The sequence below is a fragment of the Acinetobacter sp. YH01022 genome, from assembly GCF_013420235.1.
Taxonomy (GTDB): domain Bacteria; phylum Pseudomonadota; class Gammaproteobacteria; order Pseudomonadales; family Moraxellaceae; genus Acinetobacter.
This window is the reverse complement of record NZ_VOYP01000054.1, coordinates 1-17,424: the sequence shown is the minus strand read 5'-3', so window position 1 is coordinate 17,424 and position 17,424 is coordinate 1. Positions and strand designations below refer to the sequence as shown.

The following is a 17,424-nucleotide window of genomic DNA, read 5'->3' as shown; positions in this document are numbered from 1 at the left end:
CGCAAGAGATGCGATGGATGTCTGATTATTTGTAGTCATAAATTTAAGTCCCCACTTGTTTCTAAGTGGGGACTAAATTAAGGCTTATAGGATGAATTCAGAAGGTGTGTTCAGCGGACGCTTACTTAAGTCCCCACTTGTTTTTAGGTGGGAACTAAATTAAGGCTTATAGGATGAATTCATAAGGTGTGTTCAGCGGACGCTTACCATCCTCATCTATTTTCAACAGAAACAATAAGAAGAGTTAAAATGTTTAGGCTTAAGCTAGGCTAAAAATCACTGTTTTCATACAGATGTGACATACGCTTCTGCTTTGTTTCTAAATAAGCTTTATTAAAATGATTTAAGCCTACCGTCAAGGGAACGCGGCTAACCACATTAATTCCTAAATCAGTCAGTGCCCTGATTTTAAGTGGATTATTTGTAACCAACTGGACATCTTTAATTTTTAGGTAATCCAGCATAATGCTACACATGTCATACTGCCGGGCATCTGCAGGTAAATTTAACAACAGATTGGCATCAAGCGTATCATGACCTTGATCTTGCAGTGCATATGCCCGGATTTTATTGGTCAATCCTATTCCACGACCTTCCTGACGTAGGTACAAGATCACCCCTTGCCCCGCGTCGTTAATCATTTTCATGGTTGCATGTAATTGTGGACCACAATCACATTTTAATGAACCAAAAGCGTCTCCTGTGAGACACTCAGAATGCATTCTGACTAATACGGGTTTTACAGGAGCCGTTTCTAATCCTTGAGCAAGAGCAATATGTTCTTCACCCGTGGTCGGATCTTGAAATGCTAGAATCTCAAAATTACCAAAAGCAGTTGGTAATTTAGATTTAGAAACAAATTGTATCACCACTGATTCATCCAATTAGATTTTAAGAGCCAGTAAAAACACTGTTCATCAAAAAATAAAAGATCGGTCATATCAATTAAATTAAGACGGGTTCAGTATTTTCGTGTCTTCGAAATATTATATTTCGGATTTGATCATAGTGATTTTAAAGTGAATTTTATGTGAACTCCGAGAACATCTTGTTCACATTTTAAACCGCTCTAGACCAGCAAAAAAAACTACGGATTGAATGCTTGCCTCCTATCAGCATATTTGCTGTCAATGAGTATAACCTGTCCACTTTTGTCCGGAGCGTTTTGCAATCAGTCTAGCTGATATATTCCAACACCTACTGCATCATACTTTTGATCCCTGCTTTAACCTCACTCATCAGTCAACACAGCTGGTCAAAGTTGAATATTAAGTCGTCTAATCCCAAACCAAAATTTAAGCAGGCTTTAAATCAAGCCTGTGACCGTACACCAAGAGAGCCGAAATAAAGACTTCAAAACCTCATCCCCCTTTTTGTTTATCTGCATATTGGCAAATAGTATCCAGATCTTTCTGAAGAGAATTGGCCACGATATTTGGCAGGACTTGATTGACCTTGACGAAGATTTTCTCGGGATAGCCGACCTGATAGGACTGACAGTCTTTCTGCAGGAATTGATAAAATTCCTGTGCTACAAATTCTGGTGTATCAATATTCGTACCCAGCCGGATATTCATTTCAACCACATCAGGATTGTTCATTTCGGTATTGGTGGCCCGCGGCGAGAAATAGCGAAATTTGAGCGGGGTCTTGCTGTATTCTCGTGCCAAGGCTTCAGTCGCGCCACGTAGGGCAAATTTGCTGGCACAATAGCTGACATAGCCCGGATAGCCGATACTGCCTAAAGTAGAGCCGATATGAATCATCTGGCTCGGCTGAGTTTTCGACATCAGTGGAATGATGCCTTGGAGCAGTTGCAATGGATAGACCACATTGATCAGCATCATCTGTTCCATGGTGTCCTGTGACTGCTGAGAGAACAGGCTGAAATCGTTAATGCCGGCATTGTTAATATAATAGTGAATCGGGGTATTCAGCGCGGCCAGCGCATGAATCAGCTCATCGCGGCTGTGCTGCTCAGCCAGGTCACAGCGGATCACATGCAGTTGTACCTGCGGATAATGCTGTAGCAATTTTTCACGCAACTGCTGCAAAGCCTGCTGATTGCGTCCGACTAAGACCAGATTCAGGCCATTTTTCCCCAGAATATTTGCAATGGCCTGCCCAATGCCACCAGTTGCACCAAGAAGGACTGCGGTTAAATTAGACATAGATCATTTCTCTTTCTGTTAAGTTTTTAATGTGATGTAGCATCCTGCTTAAAAGGCAGTATCTAAGCCCAGCCCCATACAAATATACAGCTTACGCTGTTCAAGTGGCACCAGTATTTCACGTCGACCATGCATAAAACGTTTGTTGTCGATAATCACTAGATCACTATCCTGCCAGTCAATTTCCGAGGTCTCGTTTTCACAGCGCTCTGCCAGTTCAGCCAGCAAATCGGGGCTGATTTCTGAACCATCCGCAAAATGAAAACGGGGTTTTTCATAATTATAAGAAGGCCCCAGCAAGGTGTTGGCAAAGGCCAGAACCCCCTTGAGATTGTCATGACGGACCATATTCATGCTTAAATGGTACTGCACGCCTTCAGCATCTGCGGGGCTGATGCATTGTCCGGGCAGCATCTTGATAAAACGATCTAGCTCCTGCTGCCCGACCTGTTCAGCATTCTCAATATTTAGCGCAGTTGCCACATACTTTTGCCAGATCGGCTTGGGTAAATAACGGCTGATGGTCATCGGCTCGGCAAATTTCTGCTTGAGAGCATCTGGTAGATTTTTCCAGACCTCATGCCCATCACATAAGGTGGTCTGCGAGCCACGCGAAGCACTTTTTTCACTAAAAAAGGCGATGATGTCGGGTGGCAGCGGGGTACTGTCATTTTCAATATGTAGCCCCATGGCCTGCGTACCAGCATCGACTTTCTGCGACTGACGAGTAATGTTTTCCCGGGTGGGGTCATAGGTCAGCCGCTGGTATAGACCATTCATGAGTTCACTAAAAGATGTCACGCCATAGTGTTCATGTCTCAACAAGACCCAACCCTGTTCTATCAGACGCTGTTTGATCTGTGCATGAGTCGTGCTTAAAATCTGTGATGCAATATTCTTGACATTCTCCCGCCACCTACGCTTTCGCTAGGTGGCGGGATTCCTACTGCTAGACGCTCATGCCCGAGCGCAAGAATGACTTTGGAACTATTAATGTCCCGTTGATGAGTGATACCGCACTCACATTGCCACTCTCTTATTCGCAAATCTGCTCTACCTTTCGGACTGTTGCTTGAGATTTTCATACAACTCGAACAGATTTGGGTGGTATAGGCTTCATTGACTTCTTCAAACAATACACTTGCGTTCTCGCATTTATACTTGAGCATTGTTTTGAGTGCTGAAAACCCTGTATCTAAAACAGACTTTGCCATTTTGGTTTTTACAAGTTTTTTGGCACTCAGATCGCCAACAACAATCAGTGCATTTCCCTTGACAAGCATGGTGCTTGCCTTGTGCAAATGGTCTTTACGACAATTCGCAATCTTGGCGTGTAATGCACGAACACGTTTTTTGTTCTTGGCTCTTTGAGCTATCCCTAATTTCTGCTCATACTTTTGATAGAATTTCGGATTACTGATGACAGTGCCATCAGAACAGGTCGCAATATCTTTTAAGCCTAAATCAATGCCTATGGCTTTGGTCGCTGTCGGTTTGACTTGCTTTGGTGCATCCACCACCAGACACACATACCAACGGCCACGACTATCCTCAACGAATAAACCTGTCTTAACGCTGTACTGACTTAAACCGTAACTGTCCCAAACCTTGAACTGATGCTTGCCGTACTGAACGTATCCATCAGCATACTTGATGGCAACTTTCTTGAACGGTATCCATCCGAGTGATCGTCTTGCTGATTTCTTATTGCTGACACGCCATCTAAGTTTTGCTTTTTTGAACTGTTTTCTACGTGTGACCAATTCTTCGGTGACAGCCTGAATAGTTTGGCTATGTAAATCACACTCTTTTGATGTGCCTTTGGTATATTTAGCAATATCGTAAGCACTGAGAAATTCACCTTTTCTCTTGAGGTGTTTAAACCCTAAATCATTCACATAATTCCAGACAAAATTAACCTCAGATGCCAATTGGTCTAGCACCTTGCAATGTTTGTCTTTAATACGCAATTTAAGGGTTTTCATGTGCTTATATTAATATTTTGATGGATTTTAAAAAACCATTAATCAAACTTGAACGACATTTCATGTCGTGTCGCTTATATCCCCCACCCTTGCGAAGCGATGCTTCTCAGGTGGGGGTTTTACGCTTCATTTAGATAAGTTTACTCTCTGCTGCTGTACATGGGTCTGTGGTTCACGTGGGCATGCACAGAAAATATGGGTTAATTTGCTGTCAATTCAGCCTGAAAATGCTGCTGGATCTGCTGCCTGCGCAACTTTCCATTATCGGTCAGCATCTGGTTACTCAGGGAAAATGGCTCGGGAGCACGACACCAGCGTTTAATCTGGGCATAATCAGGCATTCGAGCATTGGCTCTCTCGATTGCCACTGCAAGCCGTTGCTCGGAAGTGGAATCATCGGCATAAATCACAGCAGACAGATACGGCTGTTCCTCCCCGAAAATGACAATCTGCTGAATTTCAGGTTCGGTTAGACTGTTGGACTCCACCCATTCTGGGGAAATATTGCGTCCAAAACTGCTGACAATTATCTGCTTGATGCGCCCGGTAATGTATAAATAGCCGTCTTCATCAAAATAGCCAGCATCGCCAGTATGAATATAGGGAGTGGCTACCAAGTCGTTGACATAACCCAGCATGGCATTGCCTTTGACCACTACTTCGCTGTTAGCCGCAATCTCAACCTCGACATGCGGCAGAACCCGACCTACACTGCCAACCCGGCGTGCACCCGGCAGATTCAGACTGACTACCGAGGCACACTCGGACAGGCCATACCCCTCATAGACTGGAAGTTTTAGCTGCTGGCACTGTTGAAGAAAATCGGCAGATACTTTCCCGCCACCAACGGCAATAAATTTCAGCGTACTGAGACCTGTACTGCCGTATTCAGTGCTATATTCCACAATAGCTTTCAACATTTGCGGCAGTAAAATCACACTTTCAATTTGATAAGTCTGCACAGCATTTACAAAACGCTGTACATTAAAAGTATGATTAGAGACCAGTCCAAACTGACTCACCTCATCTATGACCACTGAACGTCCCATATTGAGTGCGACATAAATCCCGGCAATATTTTCCAGTAAAGTGGCAAATGGAATCAGGCATAAATGCCGTCCAAGCTGGCTGCTGGCCAGTGCCTGACTTAGAGAATGGGTAATTGACTCAATAGTGTCTTCCGCCAGACATACCCCTTTCGGCGTTCCAGTACTGCCCGAGGTATAGGTAATTTTTGCCAACCGCCGGGATTGATAAGGAAGCAAGCCCTGGTGCTGTGTTTGATGCTGTGCTAAACGAAAAAACCGAGCATACATATCGACAGATACAGAGACCTCATGCTTGCCTATTTCATCGACTAATTCCATTAGCCACTGTGGTGCATCATTTATTTTTTCACTTGCCATACAAAGCAGGTCTGCCTGACTGTCTTGTAACAAATGACGAACCTGTTCTTTGGTAAAAAACAAGGGAATAGGAATTACGGTCACACCGGCTAACTAGGCCGCGAGATCAATGATAATCCAATCCACACTATTCACGCCCCAGAGTGCCAGACGTTGAATATTTAGCTTGATTAACTCAGCACGAAGCTGTTCAAGCTGATTTTTCAGCTCAGCATAGTTAAGCCTATCCCTATCAGTAACAATGGCTTCACGTGTCGGATCCTGCTGGGCATAGGCTGAAATGGCCTTAAAAAAATGATTCATCATTTTAAAATTCCGTATATCTACCAAGACGAACTACTGGTCAATTGATTCAGAGAAACTGTAAAACTGCTGAGTAAACTGCAATGCTGCAGCTACATCAATGGCAAGCACATAAGGTTTCTGCTGGTAATAACTGCCCCATTGAAGTTTTGCTTCCCCCAACACTTCAGGGTCGGCTTTTTCAATGACATAAAACTGCAACCCCATTTTTTGCAATACATAACGAACCGCTGCAGTACCGGTACACACGGCCCAATCAATATTTTTTTGCGATAAATGAAACACCAGAAAAGCCACCATCAATTTGGCTTTATCCATATCCAAAGCTGCCAAATTGCCAATCTCAACAATCTGCGGTCTTTGCACTGGTACATTACTTAATTGAGTGAGTATCTGTTCAATCGACGCATCTAGATACCGTTCAAGAAAAGCATCTACCGTGCTTAAATGCTCCATACCAATCACGACCTGCATCTCAGTCCCAACATAACCGGCAAACAGGGTAGAAGAAAATTCACAGACTGAGGCCTGATGGACTTGGCGGTATTTCTCACGGATAAAGTTTTCCAACATGTTCCGTTCAGCGATCTCGCTTCGTTGCACGGTTTTCACCACGAGTCGAAGTGATGAATTTTTTAAGACCACAACAGAAGAAATAGAATAATTTTTTTGTTCTAAAAGTTTCTGATTATTGATGTTTTTTTTAACTTTTAATGGATGGGTATTGCGATCCAGATAGTAGGTTTTACTAAATGAACGATCATCCAAATTGAATTTCATCATTCTCTTTTCACCACACATAAACAGCTTGGTGATCACCTTAGGTCTGTAAACTTAAAAAACACTTAGCACTATCGAAGGCGTATTTTTAAGCAATTTCAGGCTTGAAAAGTTGAGCTATAGAATGAATCATGATCAAATTAAAACGAATTATGCATCGCGACATCAGCACTTATCTTTGATTTTTAAACGGGTAGTTTAAAATCTCAATCATGTTATTTTTATCACTTAACGTTTTGTTGTTTCTGCTTTATTAAGTAAAAGGGTATGCATCTGGAAAACAAAAATCGGAGCTTAAATCATTCTAAACTTCGAACAAGGTAACAACATTTCTGATGAAGGAACATCAAGATGAAATATGGAAAAAATACAGTGTGCTTTAAAATGATAGCCCCCATAATTCTTGTTGCTGTTTAGTAAAATTGTTCCCTTAATATGTAATCAAATAATTATCAGATACCTTTTCTCCCCAGAAAAGCGTTTCCCATCTCACTTATAGCCCCCTAACCCGAATAGTGAGCTAAATATGGATTGAGAGCTAAATCTATATTATGTAGTGCTCATGTATTCATATAATTAGAACTTTATTTCAGGACTTTTTTGATTTTACTGATCAATGCATTGGCAAACTCATAATCATCAAAATCAATATTGATCACCTCTTTATTTCCCTGACTCATTGACAAGGTTTTAATTTGCACTGAAAAAGTATTTGATTCAAGTGGCATAATTTCTGCTGAAACAATATGGTGAGCATTAAGAAAAAATCTTTTTAAATTGAATTAACATTTTATTTTCGAATAAAAAACCAGAAATTTATAGCATCTGAATTCAAAAAATATATAAATACTTCAAATTTAAATACTAAGCATGATTTTTTTAGTCACCCATTTTTCTTAAGCTATTTAAATTCTGATTGAGTCAATAATCGTTTAGTTTGAGTACTGCTTATCCTGATTTAGGTGCTAATTGTTCACGACTTAATGAAAAAGGTGTAGCAATTTGCTACACCTTTTTCTATTACTGATTTAGCATTTTTTTCAACAGGTTTTCCAGCTCCTGTAAGTTTTGATCATCAAATTCACTTATCTTTAATGATACTTTTAAAGTATTGTGATCAAACTTGATATTGCCAGCGACTTTCCCCTCATATTCGATTTTATGCACGATTGACGTTTTAATGGGTTGTTTGGTTTCTTTCGATTTGAGAATTTTTTCTGCCAATACTGCCAGTTTTGTTTGCTCTACTTCTTTTTTCAGTAATTTCGCCCAGGCTTCTAGCAGTGCTTTTTTAGCATTGCTGTAATTTTCTTCATAATCGGAGAGAAACTTTTTGACTGCTGTTGCGGCAGTTCGTGCCAGCAATGCCGGTTGTTGCTCTAAATCTTCAATCAGCTCTTGAGGTAATTTTTCGAAAGATAAATATTTATACATATCTTCCCGGTTCATGCCTAAGGATTTTGCCAGTTTTTGCTTGTTCTTTTTTAGTTTCTCATCCAGTGAACTTAAGCCCACATAAATTTCATAATCAGTTAAGTCTTCCCGTTTTAGGTTTTCCGCTAGCGTTAACAGTGCTACTTCTTCATCAGATGCATCAATCACAATCACTTCAATGGTGTTTTTATTGAGAATTTGATGCGCTTTCAAGCGTCTTTCACCAGCGATTAATTCATATTTGTCATGGATCCGTCGCACTGCAATTGGTTGTAACAAGCCAATTTCTTCAATCGATGCTGCCAAGTCTTCTATATCTTGTGGATTAAATATTTTTCTTGGCTGATTTGGGCTTGGCTGGATATCTGTAATTTGTACATTACGACGCAATTCTTTCACATCATTAACATGCTCTTGCTGAGCTTGTTGATGCTTTTGAGTATTTTGCTGTAAACGTTGTGCCAGCAATTCTTTTGTACTTACCATAATATTCTCAGCAGGCTTTTATTCAACACGATTGATGATTTCTTTGGCTAAATCTTGGAAAGCTTTACGAACTTTAGCGTTTTTATCTACACTGAATAAAGGCTGTTGCAAAATTGCGGCCTGATTCACTTTAGTACTCATTGGGATGGTGGTTTTTAACAGTTCACCGACTTGGCTTAAAGCTTCATCTCTAATCAATTTACAGACGTTTTGACGTTCATCATGTTTAATCAACAAGGCGCCTAAAAGTTTTAACTCAGGATTGACCCGTCTGATTTTACTTAAATGGTTAATCAAGTCAGTTACTCCATACAAGCCATATTGTGAACCTGACTCAATTGGTACCATCACATGGGTAGAGGCTGCCAATGCATTACTGGTGAGCAGTTTTAGGCTTGGAGGACAGTCAATCAGGATGAAGTCATACAATCCTTTTAATAATTCCAACTTATTGGAGAGTTCTTCAGATGGTCTTGGGGCATCATCTTTGAGTTGATCTTCAGCTTTACCTAAATTGAGTGAACCATAAATTAAAGAAACGTTTTTGAAATTGGTTTCTTCTTCCAGGGCATCCGATAATAGGTTTAAATCACCCAGTAGTAATTCAGCCGACGTGGTTTCAACTTCACTTGGATGTCTTGATCCGATATGTAAGCTTGCATTGGCCTGAGGATCTAAATCTATCACCAATACTTTATTACCCAAGTCGGCTAGTTCAGACGCTAGATGAACGACTGTGGTTGTTTTTCCACAACCACCTTTATGATTTGCCACTGCAATGATTTTAGTTGACCGAGTTGTCATAATTATCCTCACTTGAGTTATTGTAATATAAAGAACTTTGTAGCAAGTTGCTACACCTTGTTGTGCTTAGTTTGAAGTTATAATCTGATTATGAATAAAAAACAAACAAATTGATTTTTTTATAAAATATAGCTAGCTAATTATAATTAGTATTAATTAATATAATTAGTTAATTATAATTAGAGCACTTTTTTATTTTTTAAAATCAATATCTTATAGATTTTAAAGTGGAAGGTTTGTCACCGAAAAGTGGAAGGTTTGTCACTGAAAGGTGGAAGACTTGTCACTAAAAGGTGGAAGGTCTGTCACTAAAAGGTGGAAGGTCTGTCACTGAAAGGTGGAAGGTCTGTCACTATGGTGGAAGGGTTGTCACGGGTTTAAAAAAAAACTTAAATTTATCTTACAAAATTATTTAAATTCAATATTTTAATCTGTTGATAAGTTGAATTATTTGACCTTAAAGGTGGAAAGCTTGTCATTTTGATATTTTTATCCTGTGGATAAACTGTTTGTTGCTAATTTCATCAAGGCGACTGTACATTTTCACTTCTGGACTGTCTAAAAGTGGAAGCTTTGTCACTATTAAGGTGTATTTTTTATTATTCTTTCCACTTTATTACAGGGCTTAATGGTTTTTTTCCCTTTTTAGCTGACTTAAAGATTTCTGAGAAATATTAAAAGTGGAAGCTTTGTCACTAAAAAGTGAATTTTTAATATGGCTTTCCACTTCATGTTTAAAAAGTGTTTTAAATGGCAAAACAGAGTGACAAGCTTTCCACTCTTAGCTTGGGATTTAAGAGTTTCTTGGCCAAGGATCGGTTTGCCTGAGTTAAAATGGTGGATAATTTGCATGAGATTCCACTTTTGTGTATAACATGTAGAAAATAACTTTTTTTTTCCACCTATGAACAAGCTGAATGAACAAGAAGAAATAGAATACTTACCGTATTGTATTGGCAATATTCGACATAATGGCGTGGTCAGTACCAGCAATCGACTGATCCGACCGATCGAACTGTCATCCAATGAGTACAAAGCGTTACTTTATGCGATGGCAGTGGCCAACTATGGTGAAAAAAATAATCAAGATCGTGAAATTACCGAGCAAACCTACATTTATTTGCATAAAGATGATTTAGGCGAATTGCTGGGTCTGGATAAAAAGAATTCCATTAATGTCGCGATTGACCGGATCTATAAAGAGCTGTCCTCCCGGGTGGCCCATTTTGTCATTGAAGAACCCGTAGATGAAAGCAAGCGCAAGGTTAAAAAAGTCCATTCGGTAGTTCCAATTATTCGAGAACTGCGTTGGGAAGATGATGCCAAAAATGCCTTGCAGATCCGTTTTACCAGTGAAGTACTACCTTATTTTACCCGTCTGGCAAGCGGCAATTTTACCACTTACCAATTAAAGGATTTATTTGCTTTAGACTCGGTAACCAGTATGAGTCTGTATTCCTACTTTATTAAAAACGAGTTCAAATATGCCAATCAAGACTGCTATGAGGTTGAACTGTCACTGGAAAATATCAAGGCACTTACTGACATTGGCGAAAAAAAATATGATCGCTGGGTCGACTTCAGACGTTATGTGCTGGATAAGATTGTTGAAGAAATTAATCAAAGAACCAGCCTTAAACTCGAATATGACACCATCAAGAAAGGCCGTCCTGTGGTGGGTGTGCGCTTTAAAATTGTGAATGGACATACTGAGGCGGTGATCCCACACAGCAACGAAAAGACCCAAATCTACTTGGATGTCGATTTTGATGACAATGCCATTGTAAAAGAGCTGGGGGCAAAATTCGATCTGACAGTCCGTTCCTGGTATATCTATGCCAATGATCCGAATTATAAACAGTTCAGCAAATGGTTTAAGACCGAAGGCTGCCTAACTGACTCTCAGGCCAACGTGATTGTGAACGATATTATGTTCCAAATGGATTTTGCTGTGGCGGGTGCTTCCATGAGTGACTTCAAGAAAGAGATGAAATATAAACTGAAAAATGATCCCGATTTCGTTCAGCAAAATCGCGCGCGTTTGAATGAGATTTTTGGTAAAGAAATTATTTAAAAAGTGTAGCAACTTACTACAGTCTTTATGACTATGCTTTAAACTGGATGTTGGGATCAGCGAAGCTTTAAAGTGTGTAGCAACTTGCTACAATTTTTATCATGTGTCGCGCATTTCTATGCAAGATTGGACAAAGTCCAATCGCAGCGACAAATGAAGTCCTATAGCGCTGGAAACTTTTGATTATCAAACTAAACTATACTTATAAAAAATTAAACTGATGAATTCTGCATGACCCTGGTATAACTGCAATAGCTACAAAAACAACTTTGGAATATTACTAATATGTTGCGTGGCAGCATAGGAGAAGATGAATTGCGTGATTACATCTTGGTTTTTATTTTCTTTAAATACCTGTCAGAAAGCGGTGAACTTTGCCAATGAGCTGTTAGAGGGTGAAGATGTTATATCCTTGATCTGGATGAAAACAATCTTGAGCATGTGTCATATATTAAAGAAATCAGAAACAATGCTATTTGAAGAAGCGGGTTAGGACTTAACCCTAAAACAACTGTTTTATAGCCTTGTGCAGCGTGGCTGTCAGGGAGAATTTATTCTGGATGATTTACTGTGCCCTTAAGTCAATTAAACAAAGTAATCTGGGTACTGATTCTGCCGATGACTTTCCAACCTGTTTGAAGACCCGTATCTGAACTTCACTAAATTCGGCAATAATGCCAGTAACCGTAATCAACTGGTGGTAAAAGCTCTCAGTCATTTAGATGATATTGATTTTGATATTTCCAATACTGAAGCCGATGTAGTAGGGTATGCTCACGAATACAGGATTGGCGAGTCTACTTCCGGTGCCGGAAAGAAAAACCCGGCAAGTTCTATACCCCGCAAAAGATATCAACCTTATCGTCCAAGATGGTCACCCAAGGTAAATAGCGCTCGCTTCCCATGTATGATCCGACCTGCGGTTCAGGTTACTTGCTGCTGTGGGCGAAGCGTGAAGGTAAAGACGTGGATATATTTACGATCAAGTACAAGGTTAAGCTATTTGAATGGGATTGTGGGTTTAGCTGTCTGCTGGTGGAACGCGGCTGCTGATGGAGCAGTTTTATGTCGGGTTTGAAAAGCAGACAACGATGTGATCTGGCAAGATAAGATTTGAGCCAGTCCAGATCCTGCCCGATCAGAGATCGTATTTAACTGATGGACTTATGCCCAAAAAAGAAAGGAAAAGGATCATATGCCCATGATGTATGCTGGCTTTTTCTCTAGAAAATAGCCTAAGCATGACACCGATTATTCAGCTCCTAAATCCGCAATAGTTGGTCAGAAAGTATCCATATGTTTGAGAACAACTGAATAACCCCATTGAAATTGGAGGCTATCTTTGGTCTATTTTTCAGGTTTAGCTAAGTTTTAATTTCTATTCAATAACTTGTCGTGATTTTACTGAGTAGCTTATGCATCTGCACACTCAAACCTGAGGTTTAAAAAATAGCATTCATTGAGTTTATTAGACATGAATTTATTAACTTATTGATCAAATGTATTATAAAATATAAATATAGTCACAATAGTTTGGGATCAGGTTTTTGAAACAGATTCTCTTGGCACTTAAATTAAATCTTCGCAAACTGATTTTGATTTCGACTATCCTCAGTGTTTCGTGTTTATTTATTGTTTCTGTATTTATTCTCAATTATGTCATTAAAGACCAATTAATTCAGAATTCACTTTTAGTGAATGTCAAATATGCCTCAAAGGTTGCCAACAGCGCAGATCAGCATTTCGATGATATGCTCAAAGAATTAAAATATAGTGCTGAGCTGTTAGGGCAGGATTTTTCTAATCCCCAATTAATCCAAGAAGAAGCAAAGCGTCTTAAACATCAATCTAACAAATTTAACAGTGTATTGGTTGTGGATAAGCAAAGCAGAGTTATTTCTTTTGCACCTCGAAGTTTAAACTTGAGTCCCCATATTTTATATAAAACAGTGGGAATTACTGAATCCTTAAAGCATAAAAGTACTTATATTTCTCCCCCTTATTGGTCAGTTAAACATAATCTAATTGTACTGCTATCTCAACCGATCTATGACCGCAATAAAAAATATCAGGGCATGGTGGGGGGCACGATTTATTTACAAAAAAATAATCTGATCCAGAAAATGCTTTCTACCGAATATGACTTTAAGAAAAGTTATATGTATGTCATTGATCAGGATAATCGAATTATTTTTCATCCCGATCCGAGCAGAATCGGAGAAAAAATTATCAATAATACCGGGCTGGATTATATGATCCGTACTCGCATGGGAAGTGTCCGGTTAATCAATAGTCGGGGAATCGAGAATTTGGCAGGTTTTGCCTACATTCCCAGTGTGAACTGGATTGTCGTCTCCCAGCAACCGACGGAAGAGTTGTTTAGGCAGGCTAACGTTATTCTTTTAAAAGTCTCAGTCGGCATTTTAATTTTTTATATTTTTATTTTTATTATTGTCTGGAGAATGTCGCGCTTTATTTCTTCACCGTTAAATAGCTTGGCAAAAATGGCCAGCATGCTCAATCAGCCTGACATTCAGGAGAACATTAAACAAGTTGATCCTTGGTATTTTGAGGTTTTAAAGTTTAGAACCTCATTGTTACTCAGTTCGCAAACCTTCAGTGAGAAGATTGCTGAATTGCGTCAACATGTGAATACTGATCCACTGACCGGTTTATATAACCGGCGGGGGATGCAAATCTTCTTAAAAGAAGTGATGAACTTAGGACGAGATTTTACTGTGCTAGCGATTGATATCGATTATTTTAAGCAGGTGAATGATCGCTATGGTCATGGTCAAGGAGATGCCGTTTTAAAAACCCTGGCCAGCTTGATGAAAAATAATTTCAGGGATGAAGACATCTGTTGTCGGATAGGAGGAGAGGAATTTATTGTATTAATGACGACTTCAGATACGAAGGTTGCTTATAATGCTGCGGAACGTTTAAGAAAAACAATCGAATCTAGTAACTTCAATTTTATCGAACCTATTACCATATCTGTTGGAATTGCCTTTTGGCCTAAAAGCTCAGATGATGTGACCGAGGTTTTTAAAATGGCTGATAATAAACTTTATCAGGCTAAAAATAACGGACGCAACTGTATCTGTTATTAGGCGGAGAGAGCGTATTGAGTTTTATACCAATTCTACCCGTTTATAATTAAGCTTGAGCTCGCTAAGCGAAGCGGGGTGAGCAAAATGGTAACCTTGAAAATGGTCACAATCATAGTTTTTTAAAAACTGCGCCTGAGCTTGAGTTTCTATGCCTTCAGCAACCACTTGTAATCCAAGTTGATGAGCCATGACAATAATTGCAGCGACAATCGCGCCATCTTTCTCATTTTGAGGTAAATGTTCAATAAAACTGCGATCGAGTTTTATCTCATCCACAGGTAAAGTACGTAAATAACTCAGGCTGGAGTATCCTGTGCCAAAGTCATCGACAGAGACTTTGATGCCCAAGTCACGAACAGCCTTTAAAATTTCTAACGAACGGTCAGCACCTGCGATTAACATGGTTTCGGTAACTTCAATTTTTAACAACTCGGGCTGCAACTGGGTATCTGCCAGGGTTTCTTGTAAGTCATGTAAAAAGCCGGTGCGCTTAAACTGTAGCGGGGAAAGATTGACAGCTACACTCAGATTAGTGCCATTTTTCTTGTTCCAATCGACGATATCCTGGCAGGCTTGCTGTAATACCCATTGGCCAATCACTACAATTTGACCGGTTGTTTCAGCAAATGGAATAAACTCTGCTGGAGAGATGGAACCTCTTTGCGGATGCTGCCAACGAATCAAGGCTTCTACACTTTTTAATTGTCCTGAGTCAGCATCAATAACCGGTTGATAGACTAACCTGAACTGTTTTTCTTCTACGGCAACCATTAACTCATGGCGCATCAGCACATAGTCGATTTTCGGAGTGCGCGTAGAGTTAAAAGCATACCAATGCCAGGTATTGCCCCCTTCTTTTTTCGCTTCACTCATTGCATGTATGGCATGATGCAGCAATTCGTTAGATTTTTCTATTTGAGGATCATCATCTGCAATGCCAATACTTGCACTAATATGGATTTTATGACCATGAATATTAAATGGAGCTGACAGACTTTTTAAGACTTGCTCTGCAAGCACAGCGACCTGTTTTAAATCATCACATTTATTTAGCAGTATGCCAAATTCATCTGCTGAAAAATGTGAAATGATATGCTCTTCTGGGATAACCTGACGCAGACGATTGGCTACAGCTATCAAAAGTTGATCGCCAATGAAGTGGCCCAAACCTTGATTTAAAGGCTGGAAGCCATCTAGATCCACATACATGACAATGAGTGATCGGTGATTGTCATGGTGCAAATGGAAGGTCGTATCCAGTATTTCTTCAAAGGTATGATGATTAATTAATCCAGTTAGACTATCGTGGGTCTGCTGACGGGCGATATATTCGCTATTTGCCCGCTGCTGGGTAATATCTTGCTGAATTCCAATAAAATGGGTGCAAAAATTTTTGTCATCAAAAACCGGCCCCAATACCAGCTGATTCCAGAACCAGCTGCCATCTTTACGATAGTTTTTTAGGGTGATCTGGATTTCTTGCTGTTCTTGAAGTGCGTTGCGTATTTTATCAATTGTCTTCGGGTCGGTATCAGGACCTTGCAGAAAACGACAGTTCTGACCTAGCACATCTTCTTTTTTATAACCGGTCAGGCTTTCAAAAGCAGGATTAACATATTCAATAGCATGGTGTGCAGAAGCATTGGTCAGCACTATGCCATGAGGATTCGCATCGACACTACGTTTCAGTAAACGTAACATTTCTTCGGTTTCATGCCGCTCGGTAATATTACGGGCGATCCCAAATACACCGACCACCTGCTGAGCTTGTTGAAGAGGTAAATACGTGAGGTCTAGCCAGTAACATTCCCCCAAGGCATTCTTTGCCTGAATTTCCAGGTGTTGGCTGTTGCCTTGCAAGGCCTGTTCAAATGCAGTTTGAACTATAGCTTGAAAGTCAGGGCAGATAAATTTTGAGAAATGTAAGCCTCTAGTCTGTTCCGGATTTAATTTGGTGAGGTCTTTAGATGCAAGATTAACATCCAGAATAATACCTGCAGGATTATGTTCAAAAATGGCATCGGGATGGTAAGTGAAGAAAGACCGATATTTGTCATTTAACGCCAGTCTCTGTTGCCGTTCTGCATGCAGGTCCATACTCAAGGCAACTAAAGACGCGGCATGAGTAATCAATTTAATATGAGTAGAGCTTGGACACTTGGGAGAACGGTAATAGGTTGCAAAGGTTCCATAGAGGGTTCCCTGCGCATTAATAATCGGCATTGACCAACACGCGTTGAGATTCTCTTCTTGAATCAGGCTATTGAAAGCTTCCCAGTTGGGGTCAATCGCTAAATTTTCACAAATCACCAGTTTGCGGTGAAAAGCTGCCGCACCACATGCTCCCACATGTGGACCTATTTTTAGATCAGAGACCGTTTCTATATATCGGTTGGAAAAATGCTGGCTACCACTAATTAAATTTAAAGTTTGTTCTGTTTCAGAGTACAACATAATGGAGACCATTGAATCTGGTATCCGGACTTCTAGCCATTCACTGACCATCTGAAATATGAGGCTTAACTCAGCATGCTGCCCAATTAAATTAAAAATAGATTGAGTATCTAAATAACTCGCTGTTTGACTCATATAGTTTGCCACCCTAGAGTTGTATTGCGCATTTTGGATAGATTCTCAACGAAATTTTGTAAAACTGGATCTAAATGTGAATGATTACCCTTACTTAAATACTATAACAAAAATGCGATAACCTTCACATATTATTATCTAAAAGTATTATCAGATCTCTTGCGAAAGTCATTATTGAAAATTTATCCGGTTTACCAGTGCAGCGATTAAGTTAATGCGTAAACCGAATCTTTTCCGTCTATTTCGATAGCGTTCACTTAATATTCTAAATGTTTTCAA

General features: G+C 39.7%; 13 protein-coding genes and 2 pseudogenes. 3 read left to right on the top strand and 12 right to left on the bottom strand.

Annotation, left to right across the window (positions count from 1 at the left end):
- Positions 1 to 269 precede the first annotated feature (269 nt).
- The 10 genes from ribA to FTT87_RS13965 form a co-directional block, all read right to left on the bottom strand.
- Positions 270 to 872: a GTP cyclohydrolase II gene (ribA, locus tag FTT87_RS14005; RefSeq protein ID WP_180175023.1), complete on the bottom strand. Its 603-nt coding sequence runs from the start codon at positions 870 to 872 to the stop codon at positions 270 to 272.
- A 489-nt stretch (positions 873 to 1,361) separates the two neighbouring features.
- A complete protein-coding gene (locus tag FTT87_RS14000; protein WP_180175022.1) occupies positions 1,362 to 2,171 on the bottom strand; it encodes an SDR family oxidoreductase in 810 nt (269 codons plus the stop codon).
- A 48-nt stretch (positions 2,172 to 2,219) separates the two neighbouring features.
- Positions 2,220 to 2,993 carry a TauD/TfdA family dioxygenase gene (locus FTT87_RS13995; RefSeq protein WP_257230589.1) on the bottom strand — a complete coding sequence of 258 codons (774 nt, stop codon included), beginning with the start codon at positions 2,991 to 2,993 and terminating at the stop codon, positions 2,220 to 2,222.
- Positions 2,994 to 3,046: 53 nt separating this feature from the next.
- Positions 3,047 to 4,156 (bottom strand): RNA-guided endonuclease TnpB family protein, encoded by a 1,110-nt coding sequence (locus FTT87_RS13990; protein WP_180175021.1) that lies wholly within the window; start codon positions 4,154 to 4,156, stop codon positions 3,047 to 3,049.
- A 200-nt stretch (positions 4,157 to 4,356) separates the two neighbouring features.
- Positions 4,357 to 5,646: an AMP-binding protein gene (locus tag FTT87_RS13985; protein ID WP_368856217.1), complete on the bottom strand. Its 1,290-nt coding sequence runs from the start codon at positions 5,644 to 5,646 to the stop codon at positions 4,357 to 4,359.
- A 9-nt stretch (positions 5,647 to 5,655) separates the two neighbouring features.
- Positions 5,656 to 5,868, bottom strand: coding sequence for a hypothetical protein (locus tag FTT87_RS16085; protein WP_257221743.1), 213 nt, complete (start codon positions 5,866 to 5,868; stop codon positions 5,656 to 5,658).
- A gap of 30 nt (positions 5,869 to 5,898) precedes the next feature.
- Positions 5,899 to 6,648: a thermostable hemolysin gene (locus tag FTT87_RS13980; RefSeq protein WP_180082425.1), complete on the bottom strand. Its 750-nt coding sequence runs from the start codon at positions 6,646 to 6,648 to the stop codon at positions 5,899 to 5,901.
- A 581-nt stretch (positions 6,649 to 7,229) separates the two neighbouring features.
- Entirely contained in the window at positions 7,230 to 7,373 is a 144-nt protein-coding gene (locus tag FTT87_RS13975; RefSeq protein WP_180082423.1) for a hypothetical protein, read from the bottom strand.
- A gap of 292 nt (positions 7,374 to 7,665) precedes the next feature.
- Positions 7,666 to 8,565, bottom strand: coding sequence for a ParB/RepB/Spo0J family partition protein (locus FTT87_RS13970; RefSeq protein WP_180082421.1), 900 nt, complete (start codon positions 8,563 to 8,565; stop codon positions 7,666 to 7,668).
- 18 nt (positions 8,566 to 8,583) lie between these two features.
- Positions 8,584 to 9,369: a ParA family protein gene (locus tag FTT87_RS13965; protein ID WP_166171951.1), complete on the bottom strand. Its 786-nt coding sequence runs from the start codon at positions 9,367 to 9,369 to the stop codon at positions 8,584 to 8,586.
- A 904-nt stretch (positions 9,370 to 10,273) separates the two neighbouring features.
- Between FTT87_RS13965 and FTT87_RS13960 the strand changes: the two genes are divergently transcribed.
- From FTT87_RS13960 to FTT87_RS13950, 3 genes and pseudogenes are all read left to right on the top strand, one after another.
- Positions 10,274 to 11,443, top strand: a complete 1,170-nt coding sequence (locus FTT87_RS13960; protein ID WP_180042826.1) for a replication initiation protein — start codon at positions 10,274 to 10,276, stop codon at positions 11,441 to 11,443.
- 255 nt (positions 11,444 to 11,698) lie between these two features.
- A pseudogene (locus tag FTT87_RS13955) lies at positions 11,699 to 12,418 on the top strand (N-6 DNA methylase); the annotation flags it as partial.
- A gap of 572 nt (positions 12,419 to 12,990) precedes the next feature.
- Complete coding sequence (locus FTT87_RS13950; RefSeq protein WP_180175020.1) at positions 12,991 to 14,556, top strand: sensor domain-containing diguanylate cyclase; 1,566 nt, start codon at positions 12,991 to 12,993, stop codon at positions 14,554 to 14,556.
- 21 nt (positions 14,557 to 14,577) lie between these two features.
- Here FTT87_RS13950 and FTT87_RS13945 read toward each other — a convergent pair whose 3' ends face one another.
- Together FTT87_RS13945 and FTT87_RS13940 are read right to left on the bottom strand one after the other, a co-directional pair.
- The gene (locus FTT87_RS13945; RefSeq protein ID WP_180082099.1) at positions 14,578 to 17,145 is read right to left on the bottom strand and encodes an EAL domain-containing protein; all 2,568 of its coding nucleotides are present in this window, start codon (positions 17,143 to 17,145) and stop codon (positions 14,578 to 14,580) included.
- 171 nt (positions 17,146 to 17,316) lie between these two features.
- A pseudogene (locus FTT87_RS13940) lies at positions 17,317 to 17,424 on the bottom strand (IS5/IS1182 family transposase); the annotation flags it as partial.